This window comes from Rugamonas aquatica, assembly GCF_009380215.1.
Taxonomy (GTDB): domain Bacteria; phylum Pseudomonadota; class Gammaproteobacteria; order Burkholderiales; family Burkholderiaceae_D; genus Rugamonas; species Rugamonas aquatica_B.
Map to the genome: position 1 here is coordinate 94749 of NZ_WHUG01000020.1, position 16437 is coordinate 111185.

Here is a 16437-nt window from a genome sequence, read left to right on the forward strand (position 1 = left end):
TGAAATGATGCTATCAATTGAGGACCAGCATGGGGTCGGTGTGCATGCGGGAGGGACGGATGAAATACCTGTTTTGCTGCCTGCTCCTGGCTTGCCGCCTGAGTTCGGCGGAAACCATCACGCTCGGCGCGGAAGACGACTGGGCGCCGTACTCGTCTGCGGTGGAACGCAGCGCGCGCGGCTTCGCGGTTGACGTCATCCGCGAAGCCTTTGCGGCGGTCGGCGTCACCGTCAATTTCGAAGTGCTGCCCTACGCCCGCTGCCTGGACGATACCCGCCGCGGCCGCCTGGTCGGCTGCTTCGACGCCGTGCCCAATGCCATGATAGGCGGCAGCTTCCTGTGGCACGACCATCCGCTGTTCACCACCCACATGAATGTGTACGCGCTGAGCGATTCGCGCGAAAGCGGCATGGGCGCGCGTCAGCTGGAAGGCAAGACCGTTGGGGTTGAGCGCGGCTACGAGTACGGCGACGAGTTCGATCTGAACACCAAGATCGTGCGCCGCATCGTCGACAAGAACGTGCAAGGATTCCGGATGCTGCTGGCCGGCCGCATCCAGTACATGGCGGCCGAAGAGCGCATCGCCAAAGCCCTGTTCACCAAGGAGGCGGCCGAGTTCGGCGGCAAGTTCAAACTGGTGGGCACGGTCGCCACGCCCGGCCTGTTCATCGCCTTCAGCAAGACGGGGCCGGACGGCGCCAAATATCTGCAGAAATTCAATCGCGGTTACGCCATCCTCCGCGACAGCGGCCGCTACAAGGCAATTGAAGCCGTCTGGTTCTGAGATGCCCACGGAGGCCATGTGCAAGCACTGCCAGCCAAGATCGGTATGAGATCACCCAACGGTGAAGCCCCGCCTGCCGCGCCGCTGCTGTCCGGCGACTCGATCGCCGCGCGCCTGCTGCGGATTATCTTCTGCTGCTACTTCCTGGTGACGGTGGTGGTGACGCTGGTGCAACTGGCGGCCGAATACAAGCACACCAAGGAGCGCGTGGTGCTGGAGATCCGCGCCATGCAGCAAACCTTCGGCCCCGGCATCGCCGACGCCATGTGGCGCTTCAACGAAGACATCCTGCGCGGCATCCTGTCCGGCATGAGCGAGCTGCCGGTGGTGGCCGGCATCAAGGTGGCCGACGATCACGGCAAGCTGGTGCGCGCCGTCGGCACCGTGCTCGAAGGCGGCGCCAAGCTGCACGCCGGCGCCGACGGCCAGCTGCGGCCGGAGCCCGACAGCGACGCGCTGTTCGCCGAAGTGTTCAGCCAGGACTTCCCCATCGTCTACAACGACGAGAACGGCCAGTCGCGCGTGATCGGCACGTGGACCGTGTATTCGAACCAGCGCATCATCGTCAAGCAGGTCGAGTATGGCTTCTTCCTGATCCTGGTGAACTCGGTCATCAAGACTTGCGCGCTGTGGTTCATCTTCCTGTTTGTGGTGCGGCGCTACCTCGGCCAGCCTTTGCGCCAGTTGAGCCAGTTCGTCGGCCAGCTGAATATCGACAACCTGGGCGACCGCGTCTTCGTGCTGAACGACCGCGGCCAGCACGAGCTGCATCAGCTGACCAACAAGCTCAACGAAATGGTGGCCAACATCAAGGCCTCGGTGGCGGAGAACGAGCAGCTGTACCGGCAGCTGCAGGTGGAGCAGACCGCCACCCGCCAGCTCAACGAAACGCTGGAGCGGCGCGTGGCCGAGCGCACCGCCGACCTGGTGACAGCCAACAAGGATCTGGCGCAAGCGCTGGACACGCTGCGCATCGCGCAGGATGAACTGGTCAACAGTGAAAAGCTGGCGGCGCTGGGTTCATTGGTGGCCGGGGTCGCTCATGAATTGAATACGCCGATCGGCAACGGCCTGCTGGCGGCCACCGTGTTGGTCGACAAGACCCGCCAGTTTTCCAGCGACTACAGCAGCGGCCTGACGCGCCGCACCACCGAAGCCTACATCAGCGACATGTCGCAAATCACGGAACTGGTGGTGCGCAATATCGCGCGCTCGGCCGAGCTGGTCACCAGCTTCAAGCAAGTGGCGGTCGACCAGACCAGCTCGCAGCGACGCCGCTTCCTGCTGGCGTCCGTGGTATCGGAGAACATCAAGGCGCTGCTACCGACGATCAACAAGACCGCCTTCAACGTCGAGCAGTCCATACCTGGCGACATCGACATGGACAGCTATCCCGGTCCCATCGGCCAGGTGCTCATCAACCTGGTCAACAACGCCATCGTGCATGGTTTTGAAGGCCGCAGCCGTGGCACCATCACGATCGACGCCGCGCCGGCCGAGCCGGGCTGGCTGGAATTGCGGATCAGCGACGACGGCGTAGGCATCGCCGCCGAGCACATTGGTCGCATCTACGATCCCTTCTTCACGACCAAGCTGGGCGCTGGCAGTTCCGGCCTGGGCCTGAACATCAGCCACAACATCGTCACCGGCCTGCTGGGCGGGAAAATCCGCGTCGTCAGCCAGGCCGGCGGTGGCACCACCTTCATCTTGCACTTGCCGCTGACGGCGCCTTACTCGACCGCCAATTCGTCAGGAACGTTGTAGGCAAAGGCTTTGCCGTCGAACATCAGCTTCCAGGTTTTCGCTTCCATCGCGACGCCGTACTGGCTGCCTTTGACGCTGACCGTCAACGGACCGGGCAGCGGGCCGATGACGTCGGCGGTGCGATAGGTCCAGCGGCTGCGCTCGCAACGCAGCGGTTCGGTGTCATCCATCGTTTCCGCTTCGTGCAATTCCTGTTCGCTGGTGTGCTCCTGGGCGCCCATCGCTTCCACCGCCTTGCGCCACGTCTCGTGGTCGGCGTTGGCCTGCGCGCAGTCGGCCGGCTCGGCATCCACCGAAGCCTTGAAGCGCGCCAGCAAGGCGATCTCGTCACCGTGCGGCGCCAGCATCACATTGCTGACCATGACCTGCTCCGCCTTCGGCCGCGTGCCGTTCTGCACCTTCAGCACCCAGCCCCAGGTGCGCTCGGACAAGGCTTCAAAACGCACCTTCTCCGGCGTCACCGCCACGTCGCTCTCGTAGCGGTACGGCGAGCTGATCTCGACCAGACCGCCGCCAGGCTTGCTGTCCGCGCGTATCAGGAACACGCCGTAGAAGTTGCGGCCATCACCCTTGAGCGAGGTGCCGCTGACAGCGAAATACAGTTCGTCGCTGGCGCCCACCGCCTCGATCTTGGCCTGCTGGATCACCCGCACCACGAAGGGATCGTTGGTCTCGTCCACATACACCCACCCCTTTTTCTCCGGCGAGTATTTGCCGTAGGTGCGCGTCATCGCCTCGTCGATGGAGGCGGTCTCGTCGATCTTTATCAGTTGCGGCTCGCTGTTGGCCTTGAAGAACGCCGCAACCAGCAGCGCGATCATCAGCACGCCCAGCACCGCCAGCGCGTACAGCACATAACGCCCCCACTTGCGGCGCTTCGGCGGCTGTGGCGGCGGGCTCTGGGTGGTAGGATTTTCGGCAAGGCCGGGTTCGAGAAGGTCGGACATAAAGTTTCCTGCAAAGGGGATGACAATTTAATATTTGCAGAATAATAATATTAAATGGAAAGGCACGGCGCACGGCTGCGCGAGGAAAATCACTTCACCACCGTGGCCGTCCACTCGCGCAACATGAAGCCGCCCGGCATGCCACGGCACAGATTGGACTCCGCCACATCGACCAGCTGGAAGCCTTGCGCCGTCCACATCCAGTCCCAGGCCGTGCCGCAATCGTACACCCCGCGCCCTTTGGCGTAGCTATTGAGCTTGCCGTTCTCGAACGACGCATTCATCACATCGCTGCCTTCCAGGCCCGGCAAAGTCAGGCGCTTGGCGGCGTACGGCGGCTTGTCGCCGGCGATCCACACGCTAAACGACGATTGATACGCGGCGCGCTCGCATTCCAGCACCAGCAGCACTTTGCCGCCGGGCAGGCGGTAGGCGCCGGAGTTGTACGCGGCCTCCTCGCTCCTGAAATCGACACTGCAGTCGCCAACCGGGATGGTCTTGGCGATCGCGGCCAGCAGCCGGTCGTCGCCCTTTTGCGCCGGCGGCATCGCCAGCGCGCGCACGGTCGGCGCCGGCAGCGGCGGCAGCACCGTGCTGGCGGCACGCGTGCCCGGCTTGGCCAGCGCCGTGGTCGTGCCCACCCGCCCCTGATGGTCGTCCATCTTCAGCAAGGCCGCATTCAGCCCGGCCAGCGACAGCAGCCAATGCCCCTTGCCGTCCGACACCTTGGCCGTCTCCGCATCCAGCAGCTGCGGCATCAGGCGCGCGATCTGCTCCGCCGTCAGCGCCGTGTCGGCCTTCAGGCCGGCCAGCGTCAGCTTGCCGACCACCATGGTCAGCGGGCCGGCATCCTTGTCGTCGGCGGTGACGACGCTCAGCTTGGCCTCCAGCGCGGCGCCCGCGCCCGCATCGCGCCCCAGCCACAGCGCCACCGGCGCGCTGCCGGACTCGTCCGTCTGATAGCCGACCGCCTCGCAGCGGCGCGTGTTGTCGCAGACGACTTCCCAATCCTTGACGCCGAAACGCATCGCTTCGGCCGTGGATGCGCCGGCCAGCGCCAGCATCACCAGAACTAATTTCATTTTTTTCATCACATCCGACTCTTCCCATGGAAATTAAACGAGATATTGGCTGAACGACAAGACTCTCCACCGGCCTGCCATTCGAAAGGCCGGAGGGCTGCCGGCTTTCATTTGACTTTTCCGCAACAGTTAACGACCTAATTTGCTTTTCAGATTAGCAAAGAATGAAATCTTGTTTCACAGATAAGCTGGTTCGTGAGAGATTTAGGGATCTACTAAAAGTTTCATCTTATGGCAATCGGGCCTGTGAAAATTTACGTAGAGTTACTTTTGCTTTAAAAAAACCAATATCGGGGGAAAACTTGCAAAATCATAGGAATCTGAACCGCAGTGCCGTTGCCATCGCGCTTGCGCTGGTCTACGCGCCTGCCATCCACGCCCAGCAAGCCGCGGGCAAGGAAATCGACACAGTCTACATTACCGGCTCCAACCTGAAGCGCGTGGGCAAGGAAGGTGAATCGCCGGTTCAAGTCATCACCGCGCTGGACATCAAAATGAGCGGCGCCGCCACGGTCGCCGAACTGATGCGCACTGTGCCATCGATGGGTACCGACAACAACTATGACACCAACGACGGCGGTTTCTCGCGTGGCGTCTCCACCGCTTCGCTGCGCGGCCTATCGTCGACCTCGACCCTGATCCTGCTCAACGGCCGCCGCATGACGCCGTCGGCATATGCCGACCCGAACGACGGCAATTCGACGCTGTATGACCTGAACAGCATTCCACTGTCGGCACTGGACCGGGTGGAGATACTCAAGGATGGCGCTTCGGCCGTGTACGGCTCCGACGCGATTGGCGGCGTCATCAATTTCATCACCAAGAGCAACTACGAAGGCCTGCAACTCGGCGTTCGCGCCGGCGCCAACGACGACCGCCGCTTTGGCAAGCGCGGCGCCAGCGCGTTCTGGGGCAAGGGCGACATCGACAAAGACGGCTACAACGTGTTCATCGCCGCCGACATCTCCAAGCGCGACCGCGTCAAGCGCGCCGACGCCACCGATATCGAAGTCGATCAATACAAGCTGCTCAACGGCCGCTTCGCCACCAACTACGGCAGCACGACGTCCAGCCACGCATCGTTCTATCGCGAAAAGTCGCCAGGGTCGGCCGATTTCGGCGTGTCGCAAGCGAACGCCGCCACCCGGCTGGTGACGCGCACCGACTGCGATCCGTCGCAGCAACTGGTGGGCAGCCGCGCCATGGGCCTGTCGAAGGCCAGCGTGTTCATCGGCCGCACCTTCTGTAACTACGACGCCACCCAGTTCCTGGAAGCGCAAAGCGCCGGCAACGACGGCAATATCATGAGCCGCGGCGTCCTCAAGCTCGGCGCCGATACCCGCGCGTTCGCCGAGGTGGCCTTCAGCCGCACCGAGCGCAACTACACCGCCGCGCCGATTACGCTGGGCCAGTCGTCAACGACCAACTTCACGGCGACCGGTACTGGCGCGCCGTTCCAGGCGATCCTGGAGATCGGCCATCCGGACAATCCATTCCCGAATGCGCGCTCCTCGATTGGCTACCGCTTTGAAAACCTGCGCGGCGGCACCCAGAACATCAACAAGGGCGTACGTGCCCTGGTCGGCCTGGAAGGCCGCTTGTCCAACTGGGACTGGAGCACCGGCCTGCTGTGGAACCAGTCGACCAAGGACGACATCACCTACGGCCGCCTCTACCTGCCGACGCTGCGCAAGCTCAACAGCGGCACCTCGCTGGCCGCGCTGGCTGCCGATCCGACGCTGTCGCACGATGTCGCCAGCGACAACAAGGCTTCCATCCTGCAGTGGGATGCCAAGGCCAGCACCGAGTTCGGCAGCTTGCCGGGCGGTCCGCTGGCGCTGGCGCTGGGCACCGAGGTGCGTCGCGAAAAGATCCAACTGAATCCTGATCCGCTGGTCGCTTCCGGCCAGATCTTCGGCTTGGCCAACACCGTCATCGACGGCCAGCGCGACGTCAAGTCGGCGTTCGTCGAGCTGCGCACGCCGCTGCTGAAGAACCTGGAATTCGATTTCGCCGGCCGTGTCGACAAATACCCGGGCATCAAGACCAACTTCGTGCCCAAGGTTGGCGGCAAATGGACGCTGGCCGAATCAGTCGCCCTGCGCGGCACCTATGCGCGTGGCTTCCGCGCACCTGGCCTGACCCAGGTGACACCGGGCGGCGCGCAGTTCTTCCTCAACAATATTTACGATCCACGCCGTTGCGAAACCGACGAGAGCACGCCGAAACCGGGCGCCACCGAGGTCGATTGCAACAAGTCGGCGGCGGGCACCGGCGGCGCCAATCCTAATCTGGTACCGGAAAAATCCAAGAGCTACTCGCTGGGCGTGATTATCTCGCCGACCAGCAATATCGACGTGGTGATCGATATGTGGCGCATCCGCAAGACCGGTGAAGTGATCCTTGGTTCGGCTTTTGACGCGCTGAAGAATGAAGACCAGAATCCGGGCAACATCGTGCGCGATCCTAACCCGGTCAACTGGGTCACCGACGCCAACGGCAAGCCGGTACCGAACTCCGGTCCGTTGCTGATGGTCCGCGAGCCATGGATCAACCAGGGTGCGAGCGAAGTGCGCGGTATCGACCTTGAACTGCGCCATCGCGCGAATCTGGGCGCGTGGGGCACGTTCAACAGCAAATTGAGCTCGACTTACACCTCGCGCTACACCATCGCTGCCAAGGATGGCGATATCGAGCACGACCTGTCAGGCAGCAGCGCCGGCATCACCGACTGGTCGCTGAGCAGCAGTCTGGACATCCCGCGCTGGAAGAGCTCCCTGTCGACCTCGTGGACCCTCGGCGACCATGCCGTTTCCGCCACCGTCAACTACGTGGGGCCGGTGTCGCTGCTGCGCCGCTATGACGGCAAGGATACGTTCGCGCAGCCGTTCTGCCACTACGGCACGCCGAAGCCGACCGATGCCGAGCCGGATCGCGACGCCACTGTGCCGCTGTACGAGGCCTACTATCCGGACTGCGCGGTCAACAGCTGGACCACGGTGGGCGTGGGTTACACCTACACTGGCTTCAAGAACCTGTCGCTCAGTCTGAATATTCAGAATCTGTTCGACAAAAAGGCGCCGTACGATCCACGTTCCGGCGTGAGCACTGCAGCGTCGCCACTGGCGGGCTACAACGAAGGCTTGCATAGCAACCAAGGCCGTTACTTCACCTTCAGCGCCAACTACACCTTCTATTGATCGTGTTGCGGGACTGAGCTCCAGAAAAACCAGGCACGCCGTGCCTGGTTTTTTTTTCGTCGGTCCCTGCCGTGTGCGGACGAAAAAAAACAGGTTCGAAGGGAACCTGTTTTGGGCGTTGCGCGCAGCTTACAGCTTGATGAAGTGCTCGCGGTAATATTTCAGCTCGTCGATGGACTCGATGATGTCGGCCATCGCGGTGTGCTTCTGGTGCTTCTTGAAGCCGCCGACGATTTCCGGTTTCCAGCGCTTGCACAGCTCTTTCAGCGTGGAGACGTCGATATTCCGGTAGTGGAAATACGCTTCCAGCTTGGGCATGTAGCGCACCATGAAGCGGCGGTCCTGGCCGATGGTGTTGCCGCACATCGGCGCTTTACCCTTAGGCACCCACTGTTTCATGAACTTGATCAGCTCCTCTTCCGCCTCGGCTTCGCTCACGGTCGACGCCTTGACGCGGTCGATCAGGCCCGAGCGGCCGTGCGTGCCCTTGTTCCAGGCATCCATCTTGTCCAGCGTTTCGTCGCTCTGGTGGATGGCGAACACCGGACCTTCGGCCAGCACGTTCAGGTGCATGTCGGTGATGACCACGGCGACTTCGATGATGCGGTCGGTGTCCGGCTCCAGGCCGGTCATTTCCATGTCGACCCACACCAGGTTGAATTCATTCTGGCGCGGGGTGACGGCCTCGGGTGCGGAACCTTCTGGCAATTCATTAGCTTGTGACATAATTCTCTCTTGGCTCAATTTATCCGAATCCGCCATTTTCTCACAGGCATAGAATGTATTCACTCGCGTTTTCGATTTTGTTTGTATCTTTCATCGTTTTGACGCTGATCGTGCGCTTCTGGCTGGCCTCGCGCCATATCCGCCATGTGCTGGCGCACCGCAGCGCCGTGCCGGCCGAATTCGCCGAGAAAATCCCCCTGGCCGCCCACCAGAAGGCCGCCGACTATACCGTCGCCCGCACCAAATTCGGCCTGCTGACGCTGCTGGTCAACACCGTCGTGCTGGTCGGCTTCACGCTGCTGGGCGGCCTGCAATGGCTGTCGGTCGAGCTGTTCAAGCTGACCGGCCCCGGCATGGTCTACCAGCTGGCGCTGCTGGCGGCCTTCGCCGCCGTATCCGGCGTCATCGACCTGCCGTTCGACTATTACAAGCAATTCGGCCTGGAGCAGCGCTTCGGCTTCAACAAGATGAGCCGCGGCCTGTTCTTCGCCGACACGGTCAAGGGCGTGCTGCTGGGCGCGGCCATCGGCCTGCCGCTGGTGTGGGTCATGCTGACGCTGATGGAAAAATCCGGCAACCTGTGGTGGCTGTACGCCTGGCTGGTGTGGAGCGGCTTCCAGCTGCTGATGATGGTGCTGTTCCCGACCGTGATCGCGCCGCTGTTCAACAAGTTCACGCCGCTGGAAGACCAGTCGCTGAAGGCCCGCATCGAAGGCTTGATGAGCCGCGTCGGCTTCGCCTCCAAGGGCTTGTTCGTGATGGACGGCTCCAAGCGCAGCGCCCACGGCAACGCCTACTTCTCCGGCTTCGGCGCCAACAAGCGCATCGTGTTCTTCGACACCCTGCTGTCGCGCCTGCAACCGCAGGAAATCGAGGCGGTGCTGGCGCACGAGCTGGGCCACTTCAAGCTCAAGCACATCATCAAGCGCATCACGATGATGTTCGCGATTTCGCTGGCCTTCCTGGCGCTGCTGGGCTACCTGAAGACCCAGCTGTGGTTCTACACCGGCCTCGGCGTCGATCCACTGCTGCTGCCGGGCCAGGGCAACGACGCCATGGTGCTGCTGCTGTTCATGCTGGCGCTGCCGGTGTTCACCTTCCTGTTCGGCCCGTTGACCTCGATCAGCTCGCGCAAGCACGAATTCGAAGCGGACGCCTTCGCCGCCCAGCACACCGACGCCCGCGACCTGGTGTCGGCGCTGGTCAAGATGTACGAGGACAACGCCTCGACCCTGACGCCGGACCCGCTGCACTCGGCCTTCTACGACTCGCACCCGCCGGCCAGCGTGCGCATCCGTCACTTGCACGCGGCGGCCGCATGACCGCCGCGATCGCCACCGCGGCCGAGCTGCTGAGCCACAACTGCCACCCGGCCAAGGACGCGCTCAGCGCCGGCGAGGCCGCGCGCCTGGCGGCGCTGCTGCCCGGCTGGTCGCTCGAAAACGGCAAGCTGGTCCGCACCTTCGGCTTCACCAACTACTATCGCACCATGGCCTTCGTCAACGCGCTGGCCTACCTGAGCCACGCCGAAGACCATCACCCGGAAATGACCGTGACTTACAAAAACTGCATCGTCCGCTACGACACCCACTCGGTCAACAATGGCCAGGGCGGCCTGTCGATCAACGACTTCATCTGCGCGGCCAAGGCCGGCCTGCTGTTCCATTCGGCGGCGGTGAAGCAATGAGCAAAGCCGCCCAACTGAGCGCCACCATCATCGCCGCCCACGGCCGCCACTACCTGGCCGAGGCGGACGGCGTCAAGCTGCAATGCGTCACGCGCGGCAAGAAGACCAACGTCGCCGTCGGCGACATCGTGCACATCACGCTGACCTCGCCCGACCAGGGCGTGATCGACAAGATCGCCGAACGCCAGACCCTGCTCTACCGCTCGGACCAGTACAAGTCCAAGCTGCTGGCGGCCAACCTGACGCAGCTGTTCATCGTCGTCGCCACTGAGCCCGGCTTCGCCGACGATCTGGTGTCGCGCTCGCTGGTGGCGGCCGAGGCGGCCGGCATCACCGCCCGCCTGATCCTCAACAAGACCGACGTCACCGAATCGCTGGAGCGCACCCGCGAACGCCTGCAACCGTATGCCTCGCTGGGCTATCCGGTGCACGAGGTGTCGGCCAAGGCGCGGCCGGACGAGGCCATGGAAGTGCTGAAGCCGCTGCTGGCCGGCCAATCGTCGATCCTGATCGGCCAGTCGGGCATGGGCAAGTCCTCGCTGATCAACCTGCTGGTGCCGGACGCCGACATCGCCGTGCGCGAGATCTCCGCCGCGCTCGACACCGGCAAGCACACCACCACCTTCACCCGCCTGTACCAGCTGCCCGAACTGGGGCCAGGCTCGTCGATCATCGATTCGCCCGGCTTCCAGGAGTTCGGCCTGTACCACCTCAGCGAAGGCATGCTGGAGCGCGCCTTCGTCGATTTCGAACCGTATCTGGGCCAGTGCAAGTTCTACAACTGCCGCCACCTGATCGAGCCGCAATGCGCGATCCTGAGCGCTGTCGCCGAAGGCAAGATTGCCAAAATGCGCCACACTTTGTATGGCCAGCTGTTGCATGAATCGTCACAAACCCTCTATTAAAAAAAACAATTCTTGTAGCACACGCACAACTAGCATTTGGGGACTATAATTCCCCAAGGCAATTGTACGGCCCGGGGACACCGATGGACATGTTTGCGGTCGATGACGAAGTAGCGCAATGGGAAACGGCCCTGCTGCCGCTGCGCGGACCTGCGCGCCTGCCGGTGCTGGTGCCGCTGGCCTGGCACCTGCGCCAGCGCGACACCGTGCGCGCCGTCGCCCTCGCCACCGAAGGCCGCCAGCTGCTGCCGGCCACCGCGCTGTCGCAGGACGACATGCGGCTCGTCTCGGCCCGCCTGCTGCTGGTGCAGGCCGAATCCACCTGGCTGTCCGGCCAGCTCGACGACGCCGCCATCCTCGCCGAACAAGCTTACGACCAACTGTGCCACCTGGACGACCACCAGGGCTGCGCCGACGCCCACTGGCTGCGCGCCTGGATCGCCATCGACCGCGGCGACCATACCACCGGCGACAGCGAACTCGAACTGATGGCCGCCGCCGCCCGCCGCGTCGGCGACGAACAGCGCGCCGACATCGCCGAAGCGGCCATCGCCCGCTGGGCCGTGCTGCAAGACCTGCCCACCGCCGAGCGCCGCTGGGGCCAGCGCTTCGCCGCCGGCCAGGCGCCGCAGCATCCCGGCGTGGCGGCCTGGGTCTACGACTTCTTCGGCCTGGCCGCCAGCCAGCACAGCGACCACGGCACCGCCGCGCGCCATTACATCCATTGCTACGAGACGGCGCTGGAAACGGGCCAGATACGCGTGGCCGTCACCGCCGCCATCAACATCGGCCTCAATTTCACCATCCTCAACGACCACCACTCGGCGCTGGAATGGATGCAAAGCGCGCTCGATCTGGCGCGCCCCACCGGCTGGCCGCGCAGCATCGGCGCCTGTCTGATGCACACCGCCGAGACCATGCGCCGCCTGGGCCGCCTCGACGCCACCCGCGAGCTGCTGCACGAAGCGCTGCAGATCATGGCGCCGTTGCCGGGCGCGCGCAGCTACGCGCACGCGCTGTCCTACCTGGGCGACCTGGCGCTGGACCAGGCCGACTACAACGGCGCGCTCAACGCCTTCCACCGCATGCAGGTGCGCGCCGACGCGCTGCGCCAGGCCGACTTCCAATCGATCGCGCGGCGCGGCCAGGCCCACGCGCTGTGCTTCCTCGACCGTCCGCAGGAAGCGCTGGAGATGGCCGTGCGCGCGGTCGACCTGGCGGCCGAACAGGCCAACCGCTACAACCACGTGGCGGGCTTGCGCGTGCTGGCGGTGATCCACGAACGCCACACGCTGCCGCCGCCGCCCGGCATGACCCAGCAAAACGCCACGCTGCACTATCTGCACCAGGCGCTGGAAGTGGCTTCCGCCATCGACGGCTACACCCTGCCCGGCGACCTGCACGACGCGCTGGGCCGCGAGCATGCGCGCATGGGCGACTACGCCAGCGCCTACGCGGCCGCGCAAGCCGCCGCCGCCGCGCGCCAGAAGACCCACAGCCAGGAAGCCACCAACCGCGCCATCGCCATGCAGGTGCACCACCAGACCGAGCACGCGCGCGCCGAAGGCTTCCACCACCGCGAACTGGCAGCCTCCGAAGCGCGCCGCGCCGAAGTGCTACAGCAGACCAGCGCCACGCTGGAGCGCCTGTCGGCCATCGGCCAGGAGATCACCACCCACCTCGATGCGGCGGCCGTGTTCCAGGTGCTGAACCGTCACGTCCAGGGTCTGCTGCCGGCCAACACCTTCGCCATCTACCTGTGCGATCCGGGCGGCGAAACGGTCAGCCGCGCCTTCGGCATCGAGAACGGCCACGCGCTGCCGACCAACACCATCGCCGTCGACAACCCGCGCGCCAACTCGGCGCGCTGCGTGCGCGAGCGGCGCGAGATCTACGTCGAGGAAGCGGGACCGGACGACATCTTCCTCTCGCCCGGCACGCAGCTGATGGTCAGCGCGCTGTACGTGCCGCTGGCCGTGGGCGAGCGCGCGCTGGGCGTGATGACGGTGCAGGCCATGCACGCCCGCGCCTACGGCGAACGCGAACGGCTGATCTTCCGCACGCTGTGCGCGTACGGCGCCATCGCGCTGGACAACGCCGAAGCCTATCGCCAGCTGAAGGATGCGCAAACCCAGCTGGTATCGCAGGAAAAGCTGGCGGCACTGGGCTCGCTGATGGCGGGCGTGGCGCATGAACTGAATACGCCTATCGGTAACAGCCTGCTGATCGCCAGCACGCTGATGCAAAAAACCGAAGAGCTGGAAACGCAGATCAACGGTCCCGGCCTGCGCCGCTCCGAACTGGCGAACTACATGTCCGACGCCCGCAAGGCGCACGAACTGGTGATGCGCGGCCTGACCAGCGCCGCCGACCTGGTGAACAGCTTCAAGCAGGTGGCGGTCGACCGCACCACCGAGCAGCGCCGCGAATTCAATCTGCAGCAGGTGTCGCACGAAGTAATCGCGACCATGATGAACCGCATCCGCGCCGCCAACCACCGCATCGAAATCGACGTGCCCGAGCTGATCTCGATGGACAGCTACCCCGGCCCCTTCGGCCAGGTGATCGCCAACTTCATCAACAACGCCCTGCTGCACGCCTTCGCGCGCGACCGCAGCGGCAGCATGTGGCTGCACGCGTCCACGCCGGCCGAGGGCCGGGTGCTGGTCAGCTTCCGCGACAACGGCGGCGGCATCGCGCCGGAGCACATGTCGCGCATCTTCGATCCCTTCTTCACCACCAAACTAGGCCAGGGCGGCAGCGGGCTGGGACTGTCGATCAGCTACAACATTGTCACTTCACTACTGGGTGGCCAGATCAGCGTCCAGAGCACGCGCGACGGCACCACCTTCACCCTCGATCTGCCTCTGACGGCGCCGCAGCACCAGACCGCGGCCGCCGCGCAGATCTACACTTAGCTAGAGTCGCGCAGCATTACCTGTATAGACAGGAGATTCTGCGGCAATCCGACACATTGGCCGAATTGCCTTTATAATTGTTCGGCTAAGCCGGCCAGGCACCTCGCCCCACGCCCCGCTCTCCTGTCAGTTGTTAATATGTCTATCCAAAAACCGATCAAGCACTACCTGCAGTTTTCCGACTTTACGTTAGACGAATACGAATACGTCATCGAACGCGCGCACCTGATCAAACGGAAATTCAAGAACTACGAGATCTACCACCCGCTGATCGACCGCACGCTGGTCATGGTGTTCGAGAAGAACTCGACCCGTACCCGCCTGTCCTTCGAAGCCGGCATGCACCAGCTGGGCGGCGCGGCGATCTACCTGAACACGCGCGACTCGCAGCTGGGCCGCGGCGAACCGGTGGAAGACGCCGGCCAGGTCATGAGCCGCATGTGCGACATCATCATGGTCCGTACCTTCGGCCAGGACATCATCGAGCGTTTCGCCGCCAACTCGCGCGTGCCGGTGATTAACGGCCTGACCAACGAACACCATCCATGCCAGGTGTTCGCCGACATCTTCACCTACTACGAGCATCGCGGCCCGATCACCGGCAAGACCGTGGCATGGGTGGGCGACGCCAACAACATGCTGTACTCCTGGCTGCAGGCGGCCGAGGTGTTCGGCTTCCACGTCAACGTGTCGACCCCGAAGGGCTACGACATGGACATGTCGCTGGTCTCGACCGACCGCTACACCTTCTTCGAGAACCCGTCCGACGCCTGCCAGGGCGCGCACCTGGTCAACACCGACGTCTGGACCAGCATGGGCTACGAAGAGGAAAACGCCGCCCGCCTGAAAGCCTTCGACGGCTGGATCGTCGACAGCGCCAAGATGTCGCGCGCCGCGCCGGATGCGCTGTTCATGCACTGCCTGCCCGCCCACCGTGGCGAGGAAGTCTCGGCGGACGTCATCGACGGCCCGCAGTCGGTGGTCTGGGACGAGGCGGAAAACCGCCTGCACATCCAGAAGGCGCTGATCGAGTACCTGCTGATCGGCCGTGTCGATACCAAAGCAGACAACACCTAACACTTCACACCAATTGGAACTAGCATGAGCGATATTAAAAAAGTAGTCCTCGCCTACTCGGGCGGCCTCGATACCTCCGTCATCCTCAAGTGGCTGCAAGATAACTACCAGTGCGAAATCGTCACCTTCACCGCCGACCTGGGTCAGGGTGAAGAGCTGGAACCCGCGCGCGCCAAGGCGATCAAGTTCGGCATCAAGCCTGAGAACATCTACATCGACGACGTGCGTGAAGAATTCGTGCGCGACTTCGTGTTCCCCATGTTCCGCGCCAACACCGTGTATGAAGGCGAATACCTGCTGGGTACTTCGATCGCCCGTCCGCTGATCGCCAAGCGCCTGATCGAGATCGCCAACGAAACCGGCGCCGACGCCATCTCGCACGGCGCCACCGGCAAGGGCAACGACCAGGTGCGCTTCGAACTGGGCGCCTACGCGCTGAAGCCAGGCGTGAAGATCATCGCTCCATGGCGCGAATGGGATCTGCTGTCGCGTGAAAAACTGCTGAAGTACGCGGAAGACGCAGGCATCGAAATCGACATGAAGCACAAGAACGGCGGCGCGCCGTACTCGATGGACGCCAACCTGCTGCACATCTCCTTCGAAGGCCGCCACCTGGAAAACCCGAGCGCCGAAGCCGAGGAATCGATGTGGCGCTGGAGCGTCAGCCCTGAGGCGGCGCCGGACCAGGCAGAGTACCTGGACATCGAATACGAAAAAGGCGACATCGTCGCCCTGAACGGCGTGCGCATGTCGCCGGCCACCGTGCTGACCGAACTCAATCGCCTGGGCGGCAAGCATGGCATCGGCCGCCTGGACCTGGTGGAAAACCGCTACGTCGGCATGAAGTCGCGCGGCTGCTACGAAACCCCTGGCGGCGCCATCATGCTCAAGGCGCACCGCGCCATCGAATCGATCACGCTGGACCGCGAAGTGGCCCACCTGAAGGATGACCTGATGCCGCGCTACGCATCGATGATCTACAACGGCTACTGGTGGGCGCCTGAGCGCGTCGCACTGCAAACCCTGATCGACCACACCCAGGCCACCGTGAACGGGTGGGTGCGCGTCAAGCTTTACAAGGGCAATGTGATCGTGGTGTCGCGCGATTCGAAGACCGACTCCCTGTTTGATATGAACATCGCCACCTTCGACGAAGACGGCGGCGCCTACAACCAGGCCGACGCCGGCGGCTTCATCAAACTGAACGCGCTGCGCATGCGCATCGCCGCCAACGCACGCTTGAAGCGCGGCCAATAAGCCACACAGACGCCGTGACAAGGGCCGCTCGCTGAGCGGCCCTTTTTTTTGTCCTCCATAAAACGCGGCAAGGTGATACATTGCTCTCA

At 63.6% G+C, this 16437-nt stretch carries 12 protein-coding genes; 9 read left to right on the forward strand and 3 right to left on the reverse strand.

All coding sequences use genetic code 11. The features are described from left to right. The first annotated feature begins 59 nt into the window (after positions 1-59). Together GEV02_RS30225 and GEV02_RS30230 are read left to right on the forward strand one after the other, a co-directional pair. A complete protein-coding gene (locus GEV02_RS30225) occupies positions 60-785 on the forward strand; it encodes a substrate-binding periplasmic protein (RefSeq protein WP_152841511.1) in 726 nt (241 codons plus the stop codon). Positions 786-830: 45 nt separating this feature from the next. After that, positions 831-2549 carry a sensor histidine kinase gene (locus tag GEV02_RS30230; RefSeq protein ID WP_152841512.1) on the forward strand — a complete coding sequence of 573 codons (1719 nt, stop codon included), beginning with the start codon at positions 831-833 and terminating at the stop codon, positions 2547-2549. On the opposite strand, the gene GEV02_RS30235 is transcribed toward GEV02_RS30230, so the two are convergent. Further along, positions 2516-3496, reverse strand: coding sequence for a hypothetical protein (locus GEV02_RS30235; protein WP_152841513.1), 981 nt, complete (start codon positions 3494-3496; stop codon positions 2516-2518). The two genes, GEV02_RS30230 and GEV02_RS30235, sit on opposite strands and share 34 nt — an antisense overlap. An 89-nt stretch (positions 3497-3585) precedes the next feature. After that, the gene (locus tag GEV02_RS30240; RefSeq protein ID WP_235923076.1) at positions 3586-4578 is read right to left on the reverse strand and encodes a DUF1176 domain-containing protein; all 993 of its coding nucleotides are present in this window, start codon (positions 4576-4578) and stop codon (positions 3586-3588) included. A 302-nt stretch (positions 4579-4880) separates the two neighbouring features. On the opposite strand from GEV02_RS30240, the gene GEV02_RS30245 reads away from it, so the two are divergent. After that, positions 4881-7778: a TonB-dependent receptor domain-containing protein gene (locus GEV02_RS30245; RefSeq protein ID WP_174999412.1), complete on the forward strand. Its 2898-nt coding sequence runs from the start codon at positions 4881-4883 to the stop codon at positions 7776-7778. 129 nt (positions 7779-7907) lie between these two features. Here the strand turns inward: GEV02_RS30245 and orn are convergent, their stop codons facing one another. Next, positions 7908-8504 (reverse strand): oligoribonuclease, encoded by a 597-nt coding sequence (orn, locus tag GEV02_RS30250; RefSeq protein ID WP_008446597.1) that lies wholly within the window; start codon positions 8502-8504, stop codon positions 7908-7910. 53 nt (positions 8505-8557) lie between these two features. Between orn and GEV02_RS30255 the strand changes: the two genes are divergently transcribed. From GEV02_RS30255 to GEV02_RS30280, 6 genes are all read left to right on the forward strand, one after another. Then, positions 8558-9826: a M48 family metallopeptidase gene (locus tag GEV02_RS30255; RefSeq protein WP_152841516.1), complete on the forward strand. Its 1269-nt coding sequence runs from the start codon at positions 8558-8560 to the stop codon at positions 9824-9826. Then, positions 9823-10191 carry a 4a-hydroxytetrahydrobiopterin dehydratase gene (locus GEV02_RS30260; RefSeq protein ID WP_152841517.1) on the forward strand — a complete coding sequence of 123 codons (369 nt, stop codon included), beginning with the start codon at positions 9823-9825 and terminating at the stop codon, positions 10189-10191. Before GEV02_RS30255 ends, GEV02_RS30260 begins: the two co-directional genes overlap by 4 nt. Continuing rightward, positions 10188-11096 (forward strand): ribosome small subunit-dependent GTPase A, encoded by a 909-nt coding sequence (gene rsgA, locus GEV02_RS30265; protein WP_152841518.1) that lies wholly within the window; start codon positions 10188-10190, stop codon positions 11094-11096. Before GEV02_RS30260 ends, rsgA begins: the two co-directional genes overlap by 4 nt. 83 nt (positions 11097-11179) lie before the next feature. Further along, positions 11180-14014 carry an ATP-binding protein gene (locus GEV02_RS30270; protein ID WP_152841519.1) on the forward strand — a complete coding sequence of 945 codons (2835 nt, stop codon included), beginning with the start codon at positions 11180-11182 and terminating at the stop codon, positions 14012-14014. 138 nt (positions 14015-14152) lie between these two features. Further along, complete coding sequence (gene argF / locus GEV02_RS30275) at positions 14153-15091, forward strand: ornithine carbamoyltransferase (RefSeq protein ID WP_152841520.1); 939 nt, start codon at positions 14153-14155, stop codon at positions 15089-15091. 24 nt (positions 15092-15115) lie between these two features. Next, complete coding sequence (locus GEV02_RS30280; protein ID WP_070360216.1) at positions 15116-16348, forward strand: argininosuccinate synthase; 1233 nt, start codon at positions 15116-15118, stop codon at positions 16346-16348. Positions 16349-16437 lie beyond the last annotated feature (89 nt).

Excerpts from the sequence above, each read along its gene's own strand:
- GEV02_RS30230 (WP_152841512.1), top strand. The coding sequence starts at position 831 with ATGAGATCACCCAACGGTGAAGCCCCGCCTGCCGCGCCGCTGCTGTCC.
- GEV02_RS30280 (WP_070360216.1), top strand. The coding sequence starts at position 15,116 with ATGAGCGATATTAAAAAAGTAGTCCTCGCCTACTCGGGCGGCCTCGAT.
- GEV02_RS30255 (WP_152841516.1), top strand. The coding sequence starts at position 8,558 with ATGTATTCACTCGCGTTTTCGATTTTGTTTGTATCTTTCATCGTTTTG.
- GEV02_RS30235 (WP_152841513.1), bottom strand. The coding sequence starts at position 3,496 with ATGTCCGACCTTCTCGAACCCGGCCTTGCCGAAAATCCTACCACCCAG.
- GEV02_RS30240 (WP_235923076.1), bottom strand. The coding sequence starts at position 4,578 with ATGAAATTAGTTCTGGTGATGCTGGCGCTGGCCGGCGCATCCACGGCC.
- GEV02_RS30225 (WP_152841511.1), top strand. The coding sequence starts at position 60 with ATGAAATACCTGTTTTGCTGCCTGCTCCTGGCTTGCCGCCTGAGTTCG.
- GEV02_RS30260 (WP_152841517.1), top strand. The coding sequence starts at position 9,823 with ATGACCGCCGCGATCGCCACCGCGGCCGAGCTGCTGAGCCACAACTGC.
- argF (WP_152841520.1), top strand. The coding sequence starts at position 14,153 with ATGTCTATCCAAAAACCGATCAAGCACTACCTGCAGTTTTCCGACTTT.
- orn (WP_008446597.1), bottom strand. The coding sequence starts at position 8,504 with ATGTCACAAGCTAATGAATTGCCAGAAGGTTCCGCACCCGAGGCCGTC.
- GEV02_RS30270 (WP_152841519.1), top strand. The coding sequence starts at position 11,180 with ATGGACATGTTTGCGGTCGATGACGAAGTAGCGCAATGGGAAACGGCC.
- rsgA (WP_152841518.1), top strand. The coding sequence starts at position 10,188 with ATGAGCAAAGCCGCCCAACTGAGCGCCACCATCATCGCCGCCCACGGC.